Origin of the sequence: Streptomyces sp. ISL-43 (genome assembly GCF_018614195.1) — a bacterium.
GTDB lineage: Bacteria > Actinomycetota > Actinomycetes > Streptomycetales > Streptomycetaceae > Streptomyces.
In genome coordinates, this window is record NZ_JAGGOT010000022.1 from 90,591 (window position 1) to 108,152 (window position 17,562).

The 17,562-nt window shown below is 71.5% G+C and carries 25 protein-coding genes; 3 read left to right on the plus strand and 22 right to left on the minus strand.

Annotated features, from left to right (window positions below; genetic code table 11):
• Positions 1-83: 83 nt before the first annotated feature.
• The 12 genes from J7F03_RS12535 to J7F03_RS12590 all read right to left on the minus strand — a co-directional run bounded on the left by J7F03_RS12535 (position 84) and on the right by J7F03_RS12590 (position 8,845).
• The gene (locus tag J7F03_RS12535) at positions 84-467 is read right to left on the minus strand and encodes an antibiotic biosynthesis monooxygenase (RefSeq protein WP_214948878.1); all 384 of its coding nucleotides are present in this window, start codon (positions 465-467) and stop codon (positions 84-86) included.
• Positions 464-2,134 (minus strand): FAD-dependent monooxygenase, encoded by a 1,671-nt coding sequence (locus J7F03_RS12540; RefSeq protein WP_214948879.1) that lies wholly within the window; start codon positions 2,132-2,134, stop codon positions 464-466. Before J7F03_RS12540 ends, J7F03_RS12535 begins: the two co-directional genes overlap by 4 nt.
• Before the next feature lie 26 nt (positions 2,135-2,160).
• Positions 2,161-3,024, minus strand: coding sequence for an NAD(P)-dependent oxidoreductase (locus J7F03_RS12545; RefSeq protein ID WP_214948881.1), 864 nt, complete (start codon positions 3,022-3,024; stop codon positions 2,161-2,163).
• Between the two features lie 82 nt (positions 3,025-3,106).
• Positions 3,107-3,418 (minus strand): antibiotic biosynthesis monooxygenase, encoded by a 312-nt coding sequence (locus tag J7F03_RS12550; protein WP_214948882.1) that lies wholly within the window; start codon positions 3,416-3,418, stop codon positions 3,107-3,109.
• Positions 3,408-3,740 carry an antibiotic biosynthesis monooxygenase gene (locus J7F03_RS12555; RefSeq protein WP_214948883.1) on the minus strand — a complete coding sequence of 111 codons (333 nt, stop codon included), beginning with the start codon at positions 3,738-3,740 and terminating at the stop codon, positions 3,408-3,410. Before J7F03_RS12555 ends, J7F03_RS12550 begins: the two co-directional genes overlap by 11 nt.
• On the minus strand, positions 3,740-4,495 hold the full coding sequence (locus J7F03_RS12560) for an SDR family NAD(P)-dependent oxidoreductase (RefSeq protein ID WP_214948884.1): 756 nt from the start codon (positions 4,493-4,495) through the stop codon (positions 3,740-3,742). Before J7F03_RS12560 ends, J7F03_RS12555 begins: the two co-directional genes overlap by 1 nt.
• A gap of 57 nt (positions 4,496-4,552) precedes the next feature.
• A complete protein-coding gene (locus tag J7F03_RS12565; protein WP_214948885.1) occupies positions 4,553-5,014 on the minus strand; it encodes an anthrone oxygenase family protein in 462 nt (153 codons plus the stop codon).
• A gap of 10 nt (positions 5,015-5,024) precedes the next feature.
• Entirely contained in the window at positions 5,025-5,489 is a 465-nt protein-coding gene (locus tag J7F03_RS12570; RefSeq protein WP_214948886.1) for an SRPBCC family protein, read from the minus strand.
• 77 nt (positions 5,490-5,566) lie between these two features.
• Complete coding sequence (locus J7F03_RS12575; RefSeq protein ID WP_285440437.1) at positions 5,567-6,796, minus strand: ketosynthase chain-length factor; 1,230 nt, start codon at positions 6,794-6,796, stop codon at positions 5,567-5,569.
• Positions 6,797-6,798: 2 nt separating this feature from the next.
• Entirely contained in the window at positions 6,799-8,082 is a 1,284-nt protein-coding gene (locus tag J7F03_RS12580) for a beta-ketoacyl synthase (protein WP_214948889.1), read from the minus strand.
• On the minus strand, positions 8,079-8,513 hold the full coding sequence (locus J7F03_RS12585) for a cupin domain-containing protein (protein ID WP_214948890.1): 435 nt from the start codon (positions 8,511-8,513) through the stop codon (positions 8,079-8,081). Before J7F03_RS12585 ends, J7F03_RS12580 begins: the two co-directional genes overlap by 4 nt.
• Entirely contained in the window at positions 8,510-8,845 is a 336-nt protein-coding gene (locus tag J7F03_RS12590; RefSeq protein ID WP_214948891.1) for a TcmI family type II polyketide cyclase, read from the minus strand. The genes J7F03_RS12585 and J7F03_RS12590 overlap by 4 nt, the downstream gene beginning before the upstream one ends.
• Positions 8,846-9,024: 179 nt before the next feature.
• Between J7F03_RS12590 and J7F03_RS12595 the strand changes: the two genes are divergently transcribed.
• Positions 9,025-9,405 carry a SchA/CurD-like domain-containing protein gene (locus tag J7F03_RS12595; RefSeq protein WP_214948892.1) on the plus strand — a complete coding sequence of 127 codons (381 nt, stop codon included), beginning with the start codon at positions 9,025-9,027 and terminating at the stop codon, positions 9,403-9,405.
• Positions 9,406-9,490: 85 nt separating this feature from the next.
• On the opposite strand, the gene J7F03_RS12600 is transcribed toward J7F03_RS12595, so the two are convergent.
• The 10 genes from J7F03_RS12600 to J7F03_RS12645 form a co-directional block, all read right to left on the minus strand.
• Positions 9,491-9,943, minus strand: coding sequence for a DUF1772 domain-containing protein (locus J7F03_RS12600; protein WP_214948893.1), 453 nt, complete (start codon positions 9,941-9,943; stop codon positions 9,491-9,493).
• The gene (locus J7F03_RS12605) at positions 9,940-10,329 is read right to left on the minus strand and encodes a SchA/CurD-like domain-containing protein (protein ID WP_214948894.1); all 390 of its coding nucleotides are present in this window, start codon (positions 10,327-10,329) and stop codon (positions 9,940-9,942) included. Before J7F03_RS12605 ends, J7F03_RS12600 begins: the two co-directional genes overlap by 4 nt.
• A complete protein-coding gene (locus J7F03_RS12610; protein ID WP_214948895.1) occupies positions 10,329-11,066 on the minus strand; it encodes an SDR family NAD(P)-dependent oxidoreductase in 738 nt (245 codons plus the stop codon). Before J7F03_RS12610 ends, J7F03_RS12605 begins: the two co-directional genes overlap by 1 nt.
• Positions 11,063-11,332, minus strand: a complete 270-nt coding sequence (locus J7F03_RS12615) for an acyl carrier protein (protein WP_214948897.1) — start codon at positions 11,330-11,332, stop codon at positions 11,063-11,065. Before J7F03_RS12615 ends, J7F03_RS12610 begins: the two co-directional genes overlap by 4 nt.
• A 20-nt stretch (positions 11,333-11,352) precedes the next feature.
• Positions 11,353-12,201 carry an AfsR/SARP family transcriptional regulator gene (locus J7F03_RS12620; RefSeq protein ID WP_214948899.1) on the minus strand — a complete coding sequence of 283 codons (849 nt, stop codon included), beginning with the start codon at positions 12,199-12,201 and terminating at the stop codon, positions 11,353-11,355.
• A gap of 51 nt (positions 12,202-12,252) precedes the next feature.
• The gene (locus tag J7F03_RS12625) at positions 12,253-13,047 is read right to left on the minus strand and encodes a thioesterase II family protein (RefSeq protein ID WP_214948900.1); all 795 of its coding nucleotides are present in this window, start codon (positions 13,045-13,047) and stop codon (positions 12,253-12,255) included.
• Positions 13,048-13,124: 77 nt separating this feature from the next.
• On the minus strand, positions 13,125-13,922 hold the full coding sequence (locus J7F03_RS12630; protein WP_214948901.1) for a 4'-phosphopantetheinyl transferase superfamily protein: 798 nt from the start codon (positions 13,920-13,922) through the stop codon (positions 13,125-13,127).
• 23 nt (positions 13,923-13,945) lie between these two features.
• Positions 13,946-14,215, minus strand: coding sequence for an acyl carrier protein (locus J7F03_RS12635; protein ID WP_214948902.1), 270 nt, complete (start codon positions 14,213-14,215; stop codon positions 13,946-13,948).
• A gap of 33 nt (positions 14,216-14,248) precedes the next feature.
• A complete protein-coding gene (locus tag J7F03_RS12640) occupies positions 14,249-15,985 on the minus strand; it encodes an acyl-CoA dehydrogenase (protein WP_251071815.1) in 1,737 nt (578 codons plus the stop codon).
• A 54-nt stretch (positions 15,986-16,039) separates the two neighbouring features.
• Entirely contained in the window at positions 16,040-16,273 is a 234-nt protein-coding gene (locus J7F03_RS12645) for a hypothetical protein (protein ID WP_214948904.1), read from the minus strand.
• A gap of 165 nt (positions 16,274-16,438) precedes the next feature.
• On the opposite strand from J7F03_RS12645, the gene J7F03_RS12650 reads away from it, so the two are divergent.
• A complete protein-coding gene (locus J7F03_RS12650; protein ID WP_214948905.1) occupies positions 16,439-17,059 on the plus strand; it encodes a hypothetical protein in 621 nt (206 codons plus the stop codon).
• Between the two features lie 193 nt (positions 17,060-17,252).
• Positions 17,253-17,471, plus strand: a complete 219-nt coding sequence (locus J7F03_RS12655; RefSeq protein WP_214948908.1) for an acyl-CoA carboxylase subunit epsilon — start codon at positions 17,253-17,255, stop codon at positions 17,469-17,471.
• Positions 17,472-17,562: the final 91 nt, after the last annotated feature.

The window sequence follows — 17,562 nt, forward strand, 5'->3', positions numbered from 1 at the left end:
GACACCCCTGTACGGGACCGGGCCGGCGGGCCTGGCGGGCCGCCGACGGCGGGTCACCGGCCGTCGGATCACCGGCCGTCGGATCACCGGTCGGCGGGCTCCAGCCGGAACACCACCTCGGTCACGTCCATAGCGCCGGTGCGCCGGTAGGGCTTGAGCTTCTGGCGGTGCAGGGTGTGGCGCGCGCTGACCTCGAAGTCGCGGAACTCCTTCTCGGTCCTCCAGTCGGTGAAGACGAAGTAGAGGCCGATGGCCTCGTTCGACTTCACCAGCGTCTGGCCGACGTTGGCGGGCTCGGCGGCGATGGCCTCGCCGATGGTCAGCCAGACCTTCTCGAAGTCGGCCGCCATCTCCGGGAAGATCTCCATGCGGAGGATCACCCGGATCGGGGCCGCCTCCCGCCCCGGGTCCACGGGGGTGTTGCTGACGGCGGCGGTCGCGGCGGCGGCGGCGGTGGCGGTGGTCATGAGCTCCCCTTGTCCGCGGGCGGCTGGTCCAGCCGGAGAACCCGCTTGATCATGCTGCGCAGCACGTTCCGGGTGAAGATCGGCGCTTCGGCGCAGCGCCAGGCGACGACCCCGTCGGGGCGCACCAGGACGGCGCCCTGGGCGGTGACCCCGTACAGCTCGGGCCAGCGGTCGTCGAGGTCGTCCAGGTCGACGCCCATGCCGTACAGCGCGAGCGGTGTTCCCAGTTCCGCCGCCACCGAGCGGCCGGCCTCCCGCCAGGGGCGGTTGTCCGGCCCGGTGAGCAGCACCATCGACCGTCCGAAGAGGTCCAGGACGGAGATCTCCGAGCCGCCGTAGCGCAGCCGCAGGTGGGGGGCGCGGCAGCCGGGACGGCCGTCGTTCTCCGCGGCCCACACCCCGAACCCCGGCAGGGTGCCCTCGTCCCAGGGCATCACGGCGGCGGAGCGGTAGCGGGCCGCGCGCCAGACCAGCGGGTCCTCCGCCAGCTCGGGCGAGACCGGCTCGGGGGACTGCTTGATGAGGCGGGCCCGGTCGCGGGAGCGCAGGACGGCCTGTTCGACCGTGGCGGCACAGACCGGGCGGCGCTCCTCGTCGTACGTCTCCAGCAGGTCGGGATCGGCCCAGCCGTTGAGGACGGCCGCGATCTTCCAGGCCAGGTTGTGCCCGTCCAGTACGCCGGTGCCGGAGTCGAAGCCGCCGCTGGGCGGCATGACGTGGGCGGAGTCGCCCACGAGGAAGACCCGGCCGTCGGAGAACCGGCCCGCGGTCCTGGCCTCCCCCGGCCAGGGGCTGACCTGGAGGATGTCCGGGTCGAGGTGGCGCACTCCCGTCGCGGCGCGGATCAGCTCCGTGCAGCGCTCGGGGGTGAAGGACTCCAGCAGTTCCTTCTCCGGGTCGTACTTGACGTGCAGCAGCCAGTCCTCGGCGTTGTCGAGCGGCATGAGGGAGCCGTGCAGGACCGGGTTGACGGTGTAGCACATGATGAACTTGCGGCCGCGGGTCTCGTTTCGGAGGTCGGCGCCGAAGCGGATCGTGACGAAGTGGCCCATCGTGTGGCCCTCGAAGGGGATGCCGAGTCGGCTGCGCACCTGGCCGCCGGTGCCGCCCGCGTCGACCAGGTAGCAGGCCTTGACCTGCCGCTGCTCGCCGGTCTCCAGGTCCCGTACGAGTGCGGTGACCTCGTCGACGCCGGGGCCGCCCTGGTCGAAGGAGACGAGCTCGCTGCGCATGCCCACGAGGAGGCCGAGGCGCTCCGCGCGGTCGCGCAGGACGGACTCCAGCTCCCGCTCGTCGGCCAGGCACCAGCTGGTCGGCGACAGGCTGCCCGGCTCGGCGTGCACGTCCAGGAGGTACTTCTCGTCGATCGTGGTGAGGTCCCACCCGGTGAGGGTGTCCGAAAGGGCGATCCCGTTGTTCTCCTCGAGCGCCTTCGCGGACGGCAGCTGCCGGATCCCCTGTTCCAGGCCCAGGGAGCGCAGCAGCTCCATGGCCCGCGGGTGGACGCCGAGGATGCGCGGCGGCCGAAGGCGCTCCCGCAGCCCTTCCAGCAGTAGGCAGTCCACCCCCTGCTCGGCGAGGAACAGGGCCGTCGCCAACCCTGCCAGCCCTCCGCCGGCCACCAGCACATCCGTGTTGCGGAGCGCACTCAGGCCAGTACTGCGCACTGCCCTCACATCCCTTCCTTCGATTGCTAAGACTGGTGCTCCACCAGCACGGCGGCGTCCTTGTCCCCGTCGCCCGCCGCAACGATCGAGGCGAACTGCTCGCGTACGAGGTCCAGTACGGGCATCCGGGTGCCGTATTCGGCGGCCGCCTCCAGGGCGATGCGGATGTCCTTCTCCATCAGCTCCGACCGGAAGAAGGCCGGCTCGTAACTGCGCTTGAGCATCAGGTCGGCGCGGAAGCGCATGACCATGGAGCTGAATCCGCTCTGCGACACGACGCCGATGAGCTGGTCGCGGTCGAGTCCCGCCGAGGTGCCGTAGGCGACGGCTTCGGCGAGGGAGGCGACCTGGGCGCCGAGCAGCAGGTTGAGGATCAGCTTCATGGCGGCCGCGTTGCCGGGGGCGCCGACGTGGGTGACCTCGCTGCCGATCGCCTCCAGGACCGGGCGGGCGTCGTAGAGGTCCGCCGGGTCGCCGGAGACGTACACGCGCAGCTGGCCCTTGCGGGCCTGGAGCGGGTTGCCGACGACGCATGCCTCGACGCGGCGCAGGCCCTTGGCCGCCAGGCGGAGGGCGGCCTCGCGGGCGTAGGCCGGCGAGACGGTCGAGGTGTCGACGATGACGGTGCCGGGGGCCAGTACGGGCACCACCCGGCCGAACAGGATCTCCTCGACCGCCTTCTCGTCGCTGAGGCTCAGCATGACGATGTCGTGGCCGGCGGCGGCGCGCTCGGGGGCGTCGGCGAGCTTGGCCCCCGCCTCGACGAGTCCGGCCGCCTTGGCGGCGGTCCGGTTGTAGACGGTCAGGGCGTACCCGGACTCCACCAGGCGCCCGGCCATGCCGCCGCCCATGTTGCCCAGGCCGATGAAAGCCAACTGTCGGTTGGTCATGGGAAGTTCTCTTTCGTTTCCGGGCCGGCTGCCGGTTCGGGAGTCCGGGGGGAGCGGCGTCGAGGGGTGGACCTGGGGGCCGTCAGTACGCCGCGTCGACCTCGTAGAGGGCGAAGGGCGCGCTCGTACGGGTGTCGCGGAACGGTCGCAGCGGGGCGGTGTCCTCGCGGTGGTCCGCCCCCTCCTCCCAGACCTGGAAGGCCGCCATGGACTCCCAGCGGCTGACCACGACGAGCGCGGTCGGGTCGCCGGGGGACCTCAGCAGCTCGTTGCCGAGCATGCCGGGGACCTCCGAGAGCCGCTTGCTGACCAGGTGGTAGGCGTCCCGAACGGCGGCCAGCTGCTCCTCGTCGTAGGCCGCCTGGTAGACCAGGACCCGCACCTCACCGGGCATCGGCCGCCGCCTTGCCCTCGATGGTGGTGAGCACCTCCATGACGTGGAAGGAGCCGCCCTTGCGGAAGGGGTGCAGCGTCGCGCGGTGTTCGAGGTGCGCGGGGCTCTCCTCGAACTCGCGGAAGCGCGGCTCGTCCGTCCAGTCGCTGATGATCACGAAGATCGTCTTGTCGCCGGCCGTACGGGCGTCCTCGCGGGCGAGGGACTGGCCGAGGTTCGCCGGGTGCCCGGTGACCGCCTCGGTGCCCTCGTGCCAGGCCTTCTCGAAGTCGGCTTCCTTGCCCTGCTCGATCTCCATGCGGAGCATCACGCGGAAGGCCATCAGGAGATACCTCCGTCGACACCGATCGTGTTGCCGGTGACGTAGCGGGACAGGTCGCTGGCGAGCCACAGGATGGCGCCGGCCACCTCGTCGGGGGTGCCGAGCCGGCCCAGCGCGGTCTTCGCGCCGTACCGCTGCGACATCAGCTTCTGCTGGTCCTCGGGCATGGCGAAGAAGTTCTCGGTCTCGATGACGCCGAGCGCGACCACGTTGAAGCGGATGCCCTGCGGCCCGAACTCCTTGGCCAGCGAGCGGTTCAGGCCCACGAGCGCGGCCTTCGTGGTGGTGTAGTGCGCGCGCAGCGGGATGCCGGCGTCGACGGCGCGGGAGCCGATCGAAACGACCGAGGAGCCCTCGCCGAGCAGCGGCAGCGCGTGCTGGATGACCAGGTGGGCGCCGGTGATGTTGGTGGCGAGGATCCGGTTCCACTCGTCGAGCGGGAGGTCCTTGTACGGGATGTGGCTGATCGCGCCGGCGTTGTTGACCAGGAGGTCGAGGCGGCCGCCGGTCAGCTCGCCGACCTGCTGGAGCAGGCCCGCGATCTCCTCGGGTACGGAGAGGTCGGCGCGCAGCACGTGGTGGCTGCCACCTATCTCTTTCAGCTCGCTCTCCAGGGAGGTGACGAAGTCGCTTTCGCGCTGGTAGCAGGTGATGACATCGACACCGGCGTGGGCGAGCGCCAGTACGACGCCGCGACCGACACCGCGGGTGCCGCCGGTGACCAGGGCCTTTTTGCCCCGGAGTTCGAGGTCCATGGGTGTTCCTCCGTGAAGTTGCGTATCGAGGGAAAGCGGTGGCGGCCGGGCGGCCGCTCAGAGCAGGAAGCCGAGCGCCGTGCAGTTGACGACGAGCGCAGCGATGGTCAGCCAGCTGCGCCGGCGGTTCCACGCACCCCAGACCTTGCGGGGATCGCGTTCGGCGAAGTCGCTCGGCAGGTTGTCCGGGTCGAGGGTGCGCATCCACCGGTTGACCGGGACGTTCTTGATGACGGAGATGGCGGCCGTGACCAGGGCGAGCACCGCGGCCACGGCGAACAGGGTCCGGGCCCCGGCCACCGGCGCGCCGATCGCCAGCACCACGTCACAGGCGATCGTGCCCAGCAGGCAGATGGGCATCGCCGGGTCGTAGCGCGTCCCGAAGAACGCGTGCGCGTTGACGTAGCGGTCGGCGGGCAGCGAGGCCAGGTACGGGAAGCCGCCGAGCTGCGTGCCGAAGAGGACCCCGGCGGCGAGCCCGTTGACCAGCAGGACCAGCGGAGCGATGAAGGTCAGCACCGCCGGCTCCTCAGCGGACGAGGGCGCGGGCCTGTGCCTCGACCCGTTCCTTGATGAGTTCCATCTGGATCTTGGTGTTGCGGTTCAGGTGCTCCGTCATGGCGGCGTCCGTGGCCGGGGCCTCGGGCTTCATGTGGAAGTCCTGGATCCAGCGCATCCGCACGCCGCCCGCGGGCTCCTGCGTGTACTCCCACTTGATGTGCATGTAGTCGAACGGGCCGGTCTCCACGCGCTGGGCCGACACCGTGCGGGCGGCCGCGTCGCCGGTGCGGCGCGAGACCCAGCTCCAGACGTTGCCGTCCTCGTCCGGGTGCATGGTGAGCCGGAAGACGACGGTGTCGCCCTCCCGCTCGATCACCTCGGCGCTGGCGTACTCGCTGAACAGGTTCGGCCAGTTCGGGACGTCGTTGGTGATGTCCCAGACGACGTCCATGGGGGCGTCGATGACGATGAAGTTGTCGGTGTGTCCAGCCACGGTTCCGTGCTCCTCTACGGTGTCGGCTCGGTTCGTCTCTTCAGCTGTATCGGCCTGTGGGGGGAGGTGCGGCGGGGTCAGCGACCGAGGACGAGAGCGGAGGTGAAACCTCCGTGACCGCGGGCCAGGACCAGTGCGTGGCGCAGGGCCTGCTCCCGGGGAGCTCCGGTGACGAGGTCGATGTCGAAGCCGGGTGCGAGCGCGCGGACGTGGGGGGTGTGGGGGATCACGCCCTCGCGCAGCGACAGCAGGGCGGTGGCGACGTCGAGCGGCGCGCCTCCGCCGTACAGCCGGCCGGTGAGCGTCTTCGGCGCGGTGACCGGGACGCCCCGGGGGCCGAAGATCTCGGTGATGGTCCGGGCCTCGTCGCGGTCGTCCGCCGGGACGCCCGCGGCATCGGCGAAGACGACGTCGATGTCGGCCGGGGTGAGGCCGGCGTCGGCGATGGCGGCCTCGGCCGTACGGCGCAGCGCGCGCGGCCGTTCGGACTCGGGCGCCGGGTCGAAGCCCGAGGCGTAGCCGAGGACCCGTCCGTAGTTGCTCGCGCCGCGCTCGTCGGCGGCCTCGGCGCTCTCCAGTACGAGGATCGCGCCGCCTTCTCCGGGCAGGTAGCCGCTGGCGTCGGCGTCGAACGGCACGTAGGCGCGCTCCGGGTCGGCGACCGTGGAGAGCTTGCCGTTGGTCAGCTGCGCGGTCAGGGCGTACGGGCACAGCGAGGCGTCCGTACCGCCGGTGACGACGAGCCGGGAGCCCTTGCGGGTGAGGCGCCGGGCCTGGCCGATGGCGTCGAGTCCGCCGGCCTGCTCGCCCGCGAGCACTCCGCACGGTCCGCGCATCTTGTGCTTGATGGACACCTGGCCGGTGGTCGCCGCGTAGAACCAGGCGATCGACTGGTAGGCGCCGACCCAGCTCGGGTCGTTCTGGTAGAGCGCGGTCATCTCCTTCTGGCCGAACTCCGTGCCGCCGGAGGACGAGGAGGTGACGACGGCCATCTCGTACTCGGGGATGGCGCTCAGGTCGGCGCCCGAGTCCTCGAGCGCCGCCTCGCTGGCGGCCAGTGCGATATGGGTCCAGTGGTCGGTCTGCGAGATGAGCCGGTTCGGCTTGACGGACTCCTGGGCGCTGAAGCCCGGTACCTGTCCGGCGTGCTGGACCGGGTAGCTCGACGGGTCGAACCGGCCGATGCGCCCGATCCCCGATTTGCCGGCGAGTACCGAGGTCCAGTGGGCCTCGACGCCGACGCCGGTGGGAGCGAAGATCCCGAGTCCGGTGATCACCGGGGGGCGGTGGTCGGAGGAGGGGGCCATCATCAGCTCCTTCCGGCCGCGGCCGCGGCGGAACCGGGGCGCGCGAGCAGCATGGCCGTCTGGAAGCCGCCGAAGCCGCTGCCGACGCTGAGGACGACGTCCATGGAGTGGTCGCGGGCCGTGATCGGGACGTAGTCCAGATCGCAGAGCGGGTCCTTGGTCGTCAGGTTGGCGGTCGGCGGGACGACCTGCCGGTCGAGCGCCAGGGCGCTGGCCGCCACCTCGATGGAGCCGATGGCGCCCAGCGAGTGCCCGACCATCGACTTGATGGAGCTGACCGGGATGTCGTAGGCGTGGTTGCCCAGGCTCCGCTTGAACGCGGCCGTCTCGTGCCGGTCGTTCTGCAGGGTGCCGGAGCCGTGGGCGTTGATGTAGCCCACGGCGGTCGGGTCGATCCTGGCCTGGTCGAGGGCGACGCCGATGGCCTCGGCCATCTCGCGCCCGTCGGGCTTGAGACCGGTCATGTGGTACGCGTTGCTGCGCCCGGCGAAGCCGACGATCTCGGCGTAGATGCGGGCGCCGCGGGCGATGGCCGCCTCGCGTTCCTCGATGACCATGACCGCGGAGCCCTCGGCGAGGACGAAGCCGTCGCGCGTCCCGTCGAAGGGGCGCGAGGCGTGCGCCGGGTCGTCGTTGTTCGCCGTGGTCGCCTTGATCGCGTCGAAACAGGCCGAGGTGATCGGCGAGATCGGTGCGTCGGTGGCGCCGGCGATGGCGACGTCCGCCGAGCCCTCCTCGATGAGCTGGACGGCGTGCCCGATGGAGTCCAGGCCCGAGGTGCAGCCGGTGGAGACCAGCGCGACCGGGCCCTCGGCCCCGACCTCCCAGGCGACCTCGGCCGCCAGGGTGGAGGGGATCATGTAGCCGTACAGGTGCGGGACGCCGTACTCGTGGTCGACGAGCCACTTGCGGCCGCTGTCGGAGAGGGTGACGTACTCCTCCTCCAGGCCCATCGTGCAGCCGACCGCCGAGCCGATGGAGACGGTGAGCCGCTCGGGGGCGAGCGCGGAGAGCTCGATCCCGCTGTCCGCCACCGCCTCCCGGGCGGAGACGACGGCGAACTGCGCGGCGCGGTCCATCCGGCGGATCTGGCGCGGGGTCAGCCCCGAGGCGGCCGGGTCGAAGTCGACCTCGGCCGCGACCTGCGAGCGGAACGCGCCCGCGTCGAACAGGGAGATCCGCCGCGTCGCGGTACGCCCCTCGGACAGCGTCCCCCAGAACGCCTCACGGCCCACCCCGCCCGGCACGACCGTGCCGATGCCGGTGATGACGGCCCGTCGGGTCACTTGGCACCGCCGACATCGGGGTTGGCCTGCTCGGGACGCTGGGCGACCTCGGTGTCGACGTGGCCGTACTCGGGGCTCGGCGCGAGCGGCGAGAGGTGGAAGGCGCAGCGGGCGGTGGCATCGCCCACGTTGACCAGGCGGTGGCGCACGCCGATGGGGACCAGCAGCGAGTCGCCGGCGCCGAGGGTGACCTTCTGGCCGTCCAGCGTCATCTCGAGGGTGCCGTCGATGACGTGCAGGAACTCCTCGGAGTACGGGTGGTAGTGCTCGGTGATCCAGTCGGCCGGGTCGAGGGTCATGACCCCGCCGAATCCGGAGGTGCAGCCGACGGTCTTGGGGCTGAGGGTGACACGGATGTCACCGCCGCGCTTGGTGTTGGCCTCGACCTCGTCCGAGGTCACCTTCACAGTGCGAGAAATGGCGGTGGTCACTTGATCCGCCCTCCGTCCTTGGTCCAGATGTAGAAGGGCTCGGCCATCGCGTCCTTGGGCTCTTTCCAGTCCGGGTCGTAGGGTTCTACGCACTGGGCGAGCTTGGTGTTGATGTCGTCGTAGAGCGGGTGGCTCCGAGCGCGGTAGAGGTTTGCGTTGATGTCCTCGTCGGCCTCCACCAAGTGGAAGTACAGGCCGTGGAACTTGAAGAGCGTGCGGCGGCTGACGCCGATCAGGTGCGGCAGGTCGGACTCGTCCGACTCGCCGAAGATCTTCGCGATGTCATCGGTCTTGTCCGGCCGCAGCTTGGCGACGATCAGAGTGCGATGCACGGTGGTCCCTCCCGAGAAGTCGGTGCCTGCGGGACGGAAGGTCTCACCGCGATCTGGAGGAAGGCTTGATACCGCCTCCAGAACGGCTGCAGCGCCCCGCGGCGAGCACGGCGCGAGCGGGCCGCGAGCGCCGGCGGTTCCCCTGCATGCGGACCGACCACCACAGCGGAGGACTTCGCATGCCGTTCGCAGCGATCACGTACGACGTCAAGCCGGGCTTCGAGGCGGAGCTCACCGAGATCTTCGGCAGCTTCAAGCGGGTCAAGGGCAACCGGGTCACGGACGCGTCGGGGGCGGAGGCCGGCACGCTGCTCGCCACCGCCGTCTTCCTGCGCGACGACACCCTGGTGCGGGTCATCGAGTACACGGGCGACCTGGACGCCGTCGCGCGCCACATGGCCGTGCAGCCGGGCGTGCGCGACTTCGAGGAATCGATCAAGCCCTACCTCAGCAAGCCGCGCGAGACCGACACCCCCGAGGGCTTCGTGGCGACCTTCAAGCGCAGCCTGCTGACGACGGTCGTGCAGTTCTCCAGCCGGGACCTGCCGGCCGGCGTCTGAGCCCTCCCCGACCTCCCCGTGCGCATGCCGACGGCGCGACGGCCCTACTGGAATCCAGTACGGGGCCGCCGCGCCGTTGTCGTTCTCAGATCGCCGCGACTCCCACCGCGGTGAACACCAGCGCCACCAGCGACAGGGCGGTGCGCAGGTGGTGGTACTTGCGCCAGAGCGGGCGGGGATCCTCCCAGTCGGCGGGGATGACCGCGGGATCGGTGATGGACTTCACCCGGCGGTTGATCGGCACGTTGCACAGGTGGGACACCCCGGAGACGCCCAGCAGCAGCACCGCCGAGGCCGCGAAGAGCGGCCGCCCGGTACCGCTGACGGTCACCGCCAGCACCGCGTTGACCAGCGTGCTGCTCAGTACGATGACGGGCATCGTGGGGTCCCAGTTCCGGCCGAGCAGCTTGTGCGCGTACACGTAGGTGCCCGTCTCCATCGCGAAGAGCGCCGGAAGGACGCTCAGCGCGACGGCGAACAGGACTCCTGCGGTGACGCCGCTGCCGAGCAGGGCCACGACACCCAGGATCTCGTTCATGACGACGGGGCCCCCACCGGGTGGGTGTCCACGCTCAGCTGCTGGACGCTGCGCATGATGGCGTTCTTGAAGTACTCCGCGAACCCCTCGGGCGTGGTGGTGTCGCGCTGCACCGCGAGGTACGGGGCCAGCTTGTCCTCAAGGATGTGGACGCCCTTCTGGGCGGCCATGTGCTTGCCGACGGCGGCGAAGTCCCCTTCGTAGTGGATGACGCGCACGATGGCGTCGTCCTTGACGAAGACGCCGGTGCCGAGGAGCCGGCCCGCCGCGTCCCCGTTCTCCCGTGCGAACTCGGGGGTGTCGACCCGCTCGAAGGCAGCGAAGATCTCGGCGATCTCGTCCTCGAAGCCGGGCTTCACCTTGTACGTGATGGCTGCGTAGGGCATCAGATTCCTCCGTCGACTTCGATCGTGGTGCCGGTGACGTACGCGGCGGTGTCACCGGCGAGGTAGAGCACCGCCCCTGCGACGTCCTCGGGTGTGCCGAGCCGCCCCAGGGCGGTCAGCGCGGTCAGCTTGGCGGCCAGCTGGGGCGGCAGGCCGGCGCCCGGTTCGGTCTCGGTGACCCCGGGCGCGACCAGGTTGACCCTGATCCCCCGCGGGCCGAGCTCCTTGGCGAGTGCGCGGGTGAAACCGACCAGCGCCGCCTTGGAGGTGCTGTAGTGCACTCCCAGCGGGCGGCCCCGCAGGGCCACCGAGGCTCCGATGTTCACCACCGAGGCGCCGGGGGCCAGGGAGTCGAGGACCGACTGGGTGACCAGGTAGGCGGAGGTGGCGTTGTGGTCCAGGACCCGGTGCCACTCCTCCTCGGAGAGCTTGCCGAAGGGCACGTGCCCGTCGACTCCGAGGTTGTTGACCAGGACGTCGACGCCGCCGAGCCGTTCGAGCGCCGCCCCGGCCAGCAGCCGCGCGCCCTCGCGGGTGGTCAGGTCGGCCTGGACGAGCTCGAACTCGGCGCCCGCGGCTTCCAGTTCCGCGCCCAGGGCCTTGGCCTGCTCGCCGTCGCTGCGGTAGCTGGCGACGATCCGGGCACCGGCCCGGGCGAAGGCGAGAGCCGTCGCCCGGCCGATGCCGCGGGTGGCGCCGGTGATGACGACCCGGCGGCCGGCGAATGCCTCCGTCACCGGACGGCCCCGGCGCGGGGAGCGGTGGCGATCAGCGCGAGCAGCAGGCGGGGGGTCTCCGCCTCCGCCACCGCGTCGTCGTTGAGCACGATCCCGTACGTACGGTTGATCACGCTGGTGACCTGGAGCAGGGCCAGGGAGTCGTAGCCGAAATCGAGGAACGGCGTGTCCAGGGCTTGGTCGCCCTCGAAGGCCATGCCCTCCTCCGGCGCTCCGACGCATTCGAGCAGCAGCTCACCGAGCTCGGAAAGGGTTATGTCGCTCACGATGCTTCCTCTCAGGAGAATCAGTTGGCCCTTGCCAGCAGCGGGATTCCCGAGACGCCGGACAGCGCCGGGGTTCCCTCCAGGTCGAGCTGTGGCGAGGAGTCGAGAACCGCGCGGTGCAGGAACTCGATGCTGGGTGAGGGGTCGAGCCCCAGAGTCTGGTTGAGAGAGGCGCGCAGTTGCCGGTAGACCATCAGGGCGTCGCTGCGCCGCCCGGCCCGGTAGAGCGCGAGCATCAGCTGCTCGTGCAGGGCCTCGTGCATGGGGTGCCGGGCCACGAGCCCGGACAGTTCGCCGATGAGCTCATGGTGGCGGCCGAGCCTCAGGTCTGCCTCGATTCGCCGGTGAAGCACGCTCATGCGCGACTCGTCGAGCCGGGTGGCCTCGACCTCGAGCAGCACACCGCACTGGACGTCGGCCAGAGCGCGGCCGTGCCACAGGGACAGGGCCTGGCCGAAGTACGCGGAGGACCCGACCCAGTCGCCCTGGTCCAGGGCGCGGTGGCCGGCCGAGGACAGGGCGTCGAACTCCTGGGCGTCGATGAGTCCGCCCTGGGTGTCCAGCCGGTACCCGCCCGGTTCGGTGACCAGGACGCTCTTGGCGCCGCGGGGCAGTCCCGCGCCGACCGGCTCGTCGGCCAGTGCCGCCCCTATGAGGTGGCGGATCTGGAGGATGTACGTCTGCAGGGTGGTCTGCACGCTGCGCGGGGGGCTTTCGCCCCAGACCTCCTCCACGAGCGAGGCGACCGAGACGACCTGGTCGGCCTGGAGGGCGAGCAGCGCGAACACCTTGCGCGGCTTGACGGCCGTCAGGTGAAGGGGAACACCGGACTGGGTGGCTCGAAAGGGCCCGAGCACGCTGATGTCCATGCCTAGAACAACTCCTTGTGGTTGGGGTGTCCGCCTCGCCGCCGCAGCGGCTCAGCTCGCCACCGGCGGAAGCGGCGAAACTGGGCCGGACACCGATGCGGCGTTCAGCGTTTCCCCGACGAGCCGGGGCAGTTCGGCTCCGCGTACGAAGAAGTGGGCCCCGGGCAGGGTCCACAGCCGGAACCCCGCCGTCGTGCAGTGCCGCCAGGCGGCGACCTCGGCCTCGGCGACCATCCGGTCGTCGGCTCCGGCGAAGGCCGTCAGGGGGCAGGGCAGCGGGAGGACCGGTGCGGAGCGCAGGCTGCGGGCGAGGCGCAGGTCGGACCGCAGGGTGTCCAAGGTCATGGCGAGCCAGCCGGGCCGCGCGAGCAGTTCCCGCGGCAGGCTGTCCTCGTCCCCGAGCGCCTTGACGAGTTCCTCGTCGGGGGCGTCCGGGAGCAGGGCCCGGGCACCGTCGAGCACGGCGGACGGCAGCTGGGGTGCGGGGCTGGCACCGGCCATCACCATCAGGGGCGGCCGGCGCCCGGTGCGCACCAGGTGCTCCGCGAAGCGGTAGGCGACCATCGCGCCGAGGCTGTGGCCGTAGAAGGCGTACGGCTCGGGGCCGTCGAGGAGGTCCCCGAGGTCTTCGGTCAGTTCCCGGATCAGCTGGTCCCCGTCGGTGATCCGCGGTTCCCGCAGCCGGGATTCACGGCCGGGCAGCCGTACGGGCAGGACGCTCACGCCCGGTCCGACGGAGCGCCGCCATCCGGCGAAGGTCATGGCTCCCGCACCCGCGTGGTGGAAGCAGAACAGTCGGATACCGGCCGGACCGGCCGGCGGACGTACCGCGAGATATCGATGCACCCGTGACTCCCCTTCCCCTCGATGACCGCTTGGTCGGCTGCGGGATCAGAGGGTCACCGCCCCACCTCGCCCGTGGCTCAATTCCAGCTGGAGCGGGGGTCGTCGAGCACCGGCAGCAGGGGTAGCACGCCGCTGGATCCGTCCCTGGCGTCGAAGCCCGGGTCGTAGAGCGCGGCACTGACCGTGTAGGACTCCACGGTCTGCCAGCTGTGGAAGGTCCACTCCCATCCGGTGCCCGGCGTGCCGTCGGGCCGGAGCATCTGCACGCGCTGGTCCCGCGGTCCGAATCCGAACTCGGTGAAGCGGAAGCGCAGTCCCTGGCCGATGGCCTTGCTGTACGCCTCCTTGAGCGTCCACAGCCGCACCAGCTCGCGGTTGCGCTGGTCTTCCGGGACCTGCTCCAGCGCTTCGAGCTCGTACGGGGTGCACACCTGGCGTTCCGTGCCGAGTCCAAGCATCCGGCGGTCCTCGGACTCGGTGTCCACGCCGATGCGGCCGTACCGGCTCAGGCCCACCACCAGCAGCCCCTCGGTGTGGCTCAGGCTGATGTCCAGCTGGTCGATGCCGCGCAGGTGCGGGCGTCCGCCGATCTTGTAGGCCAGTTCGAGTTCGCTGGGCCGCGCGCCGAGCACCGCGCCGGCGGCGGACTTCAGCAGCAGCCGCGACGCGACGAACCGGGAGCGGTTCTGCGCGTGGGTCATCTGCTGCATCCGCCGGTGGTCGGGTCCGAGGTCGGCGGCGAGGTCCGGCGAGCCGAGGTCCGCCGGCAGCCAGTCGTCGACGGCCGCGTACACCACGCAGGTGCCGCGCCGGGCCATCTCCCGGCGTACGGGATCCCAGGAGTGCGCCGGCCCGCGGTGGCGCATCGGGCTCATGACCGAGTTCCCCTGGCCGCTCATCACGACACCGGGAGCCCGGCGAGGCGCTCCACGCGGTCGGCGAGCTGTCCGAAGGTCGCGGCGCCGGACAGTACGTCGGACAGGGGCAGCTCCCGCAGGGCGGGGTAGCGCAGTTCCAGTCGGCACTTGAGCTCGATCACCATCACCGAGTCCAGGCCCAGGTCGTCCTGGAGGTGGAGGTCGAGGGCGGCCGGCCGCGCGGACGGCGGCCGGCCCAGCACCCGTTCGATCTCGTCCCACACCGCTGTGACCACTGCGGGATTGCTCATGTCGTCTCTCCGGAAGGTTGGGAGCGGGGCTGCTCAGCCGATGGCGGTCGAGTAGAGGTCGTAGCTGCGGGCGTCGTCGAAGCGGTGCAGCAGCTCGGCGAGCAGGTGTTCCTCGCCGAGCGGAAGGATCTTGGCCGCGGTCTTGTCCAGCCGGCCCGCGATCCGGGTCAGTGCCATCGCGGCCCAGGCGGGGTCGGCGAGGAAACCGGAGCCGTCCTGGTGGCGCCACACCCCCAGGCAGGCGGCGCCCGCGACGATCAGCGCGTACCGGTCGGCCATGGCGTACGCCCGCGGGCTCACGGGGTGGCCCCTGGGCTGTCCGGCCAGCTCCGCGCAGGAGGCCAGGAGCACGCGCAGCTGCTCGGTGAGCACGGCGGTCGACTCCGCGAGGGCCGCCCCGAGCTCGCCGCCCGCCGCGGCCGCGTGCCGTGCGGAGCGCAGGAGCGAGGCGAGCAGGGAGTCGCCGCGGGCGGGGGGCAGGGGACCCTCGTGCCGGTAGTCGGGCAGGTCCGCGTCGAACGGCCTGAAGAGCGGGGCGGGCGCCTCGTCGTCCGCGGACACCGCCACCTCTCCGAGCCGCAGCAGGTGGGCGACGATGACCGCCCGGCTGGAGGCGGTGCCCGCGCTGCCGAGGCCGATCATCGGCAGGTCGCGGGCCGTCTTCTGGAAGGTTCCGTAACTGCCGCTCCTGGCGTAGGACTCGGCGCCGAGCACGATGGAGAGGTCGTACACGGCCTCGTTGAGCACGGTCGGCAGCTGGTACTTGGCGACCGCGCCCAGCAGCCGGCTCTCGGCGGGCAGCAGGTGCACCGACCGGGTGGTGACGAGCGAGACGCAGTCGCTGATGAGCAGGTCCGTGAAGGCGTCGACCAGGGCGGTCCGCGTCCGCGCGGTGTGCAGCGAGGCGCGGCTGCGGGAGCGGTGCGAGCGCGCGAAGGCCGTCGTCGTGCGCAGCGCGGTGTCCGCGCATCCCAGGGCCATGGACAGGCCGGTGCTGCGGGTCAGGGGGAAGGCGCGCTCGGCGAGCTGCGCACCCGCGCCCGGGGCGCCGATCAGGAGCTCGCGGTCCAGGTGATGCCCGTCGAATTCGAGCCCCTGGACCACGCAGCCCCGGATGCCGACGGTCCTGCGGCGGGGCAGCAGGCCCAGGTTCGCGCCGCCGGGGCTGTCGGGGCCCGGCATGAGGAAGGCGCTGAGTTCTCCTCGCGCGGCGCCCGGGGTGTGGGCGAAGAGTACGAGCGACTGCGCCGACGCCGCGCTGTTGAGGGCCTCCTTGCGACCGGACAGCAGGAACCCCCCGCCGTCCGGCCGCGCGGTGAGCCGGTTGGCCAGGAAGTCGTTGCCCTGCGGCGGCTCGGGGTAGGCGCAGGCCATCCGGCCGCCGCCCAGCAGCAGTTCGGCCGTGTCGCGGCGCTGGTCCTGCGTACCGTCGGCCCATACGACCACGGAGGCCATGTACGACGTCAGCCCGTAGCCCAGGCCCAGGGCCGCGTCGCGGCGGAACACCGCGCGCAGCACCCGGGACAGCGCGTCCAGCCGGTCGAGCCGGCCCCCGAGCTCCCGAGGTACGAACTCCGCGTTGAGTCCGAACCGGTCGAGCAGCCGTTCCGCGGCCGGCAGCAGCCGGCCGCGGTCGTCGGCGGCGAGGAACTGCTCGGCGCCCAGGGGGTTGCCCGGGTCTTCGAGATCCCCGAATTCGTGCTCGAGCCGCGCGATGCGTTCCTGGACGGCGGCCTCCGAGGAGTCCGCCCTGTTCGTCACCGTCGTCATGGCTCTCTCCGTCCTCAACATGCGGCCCACAGGACTCTGCTTAACCGGCCCGGCTCAAGAGGCCCTCAAGGTCTCCAGGTCAGGGTGGATCCCGTCGCCCCCACCGACCGGGACCGGCTCCTGCCACGGGGGTGGGGGAAGCGCCCCGCCCCGGATGTACTGGAGGCGGTACTGATCGGCCGGGAGCCAGAGGGATCCGTAGGCCACCAGGGCGTTCCACACCGGCAGCAGGAGCCGCCGGACCACGATGTGGACGAAGGGGGGAGCGGGCGCTCTCGAAGCGGACATCGTCGCGTCCTTCCTCTTTTTTGAAGGGAAGGACCACGGTCGTCCGCTTGCCTCGGCGGGGCCTCAAACAATCCTCGTGCGCACCCGCGCTCGAGTGGAACTCGAGCGGCCCGTGCTGACATGCACAGAGGTTCCGCACGTAGGGAACAGGAGGGGGTCCGGCCGATGTCCCAGGCAGAGCGCGGCCGACAGGTGACGCTCGTCGAGCGGCTGACCACGACTGGGGATCCCTCCTCGTTCGAACGCGCGCTCGTCGCCTACGCGCGCCACCGGGAGTCCGCCAAGGGCTTCGAGGAGCTCGTGACGGCCGCCTGCGCCGACCGCCCCGGCAGCTACCTCCACCTGGACCGGTGGAGCTCGCTGGACCGGCTGCTGCAGGTCGGGCACGAGGCCGGCGAATCGCTGGCGCGGCTGCGCGGCCTCGGTTCGGGAACGGACACCTCCTCCGAACTGATGGTCACCGTCGGTCGGATGACCGTCCGGAGCAAGATCTCCGACGCCTCCCACATCGTGCTGGTCCACGCCCTCCTCGACGGCGACCCGAAGCGGTTCGAGCTCGACTTCGGCTCCGTGGTCGGGCAGTGCGTACCGGACAGCGGTTTCGGCGGGAGCGATCTGCTGCGCTCGGCCACCGATCCCCGCACCTACACGGGTCTGCTGTGGTGGCTGGATCCCGAGGCCTGCGCGCGCGTGCGCCGCGGCGTCGGCTATCCGGACCGGCTGGCGAAGCTGGGGGCCTCGGCGCAGATCCGGGAAGAGACGGCCCGGCTCCTGCCGATGGTGTGAGAGCGGGCTCGACGGCCGCGGCCGGCCGCGTCGCGCACCCCGGCTCGAGCGGAAGTCACCCGGGACTCACCCCGGACTCCCCCGGCGCTCCTGCGGGACTCCTGCCGCGCTCTCCCGGCGCTCTTGCGGCCCTCCCCCGGGACGAGCGCCGCCGTGCGAGCCCCGTGCGAGCGGGTCGGAGCAGCATCGGAACATGGATGAGCCGACCGATGCGCAGCCTCGTTTCACCGTCCTTCGCGGGCAGCCGGACGCCGAGGAACTCGCGGCCCTGACGGCCGTACTGTGCGCCTGCCTGCGGGCACCGGCGCAGGACGGGGACGGGGACGGGGCACAGGAGGCCGCGGCGGAAGCCGCGCCCTGGGGCGGCCGGCGCCGCCACCGCCCCCGGGTCGGCTGGACGAGCCACACCTGACCTCGGACCCATCGGGCTACCGGAGACACGGCCAGCGGGTCCCAGTGACGGTCGAGCGTCCTCAGCGAGGGTCGAGTGACCTTCGAGAGGG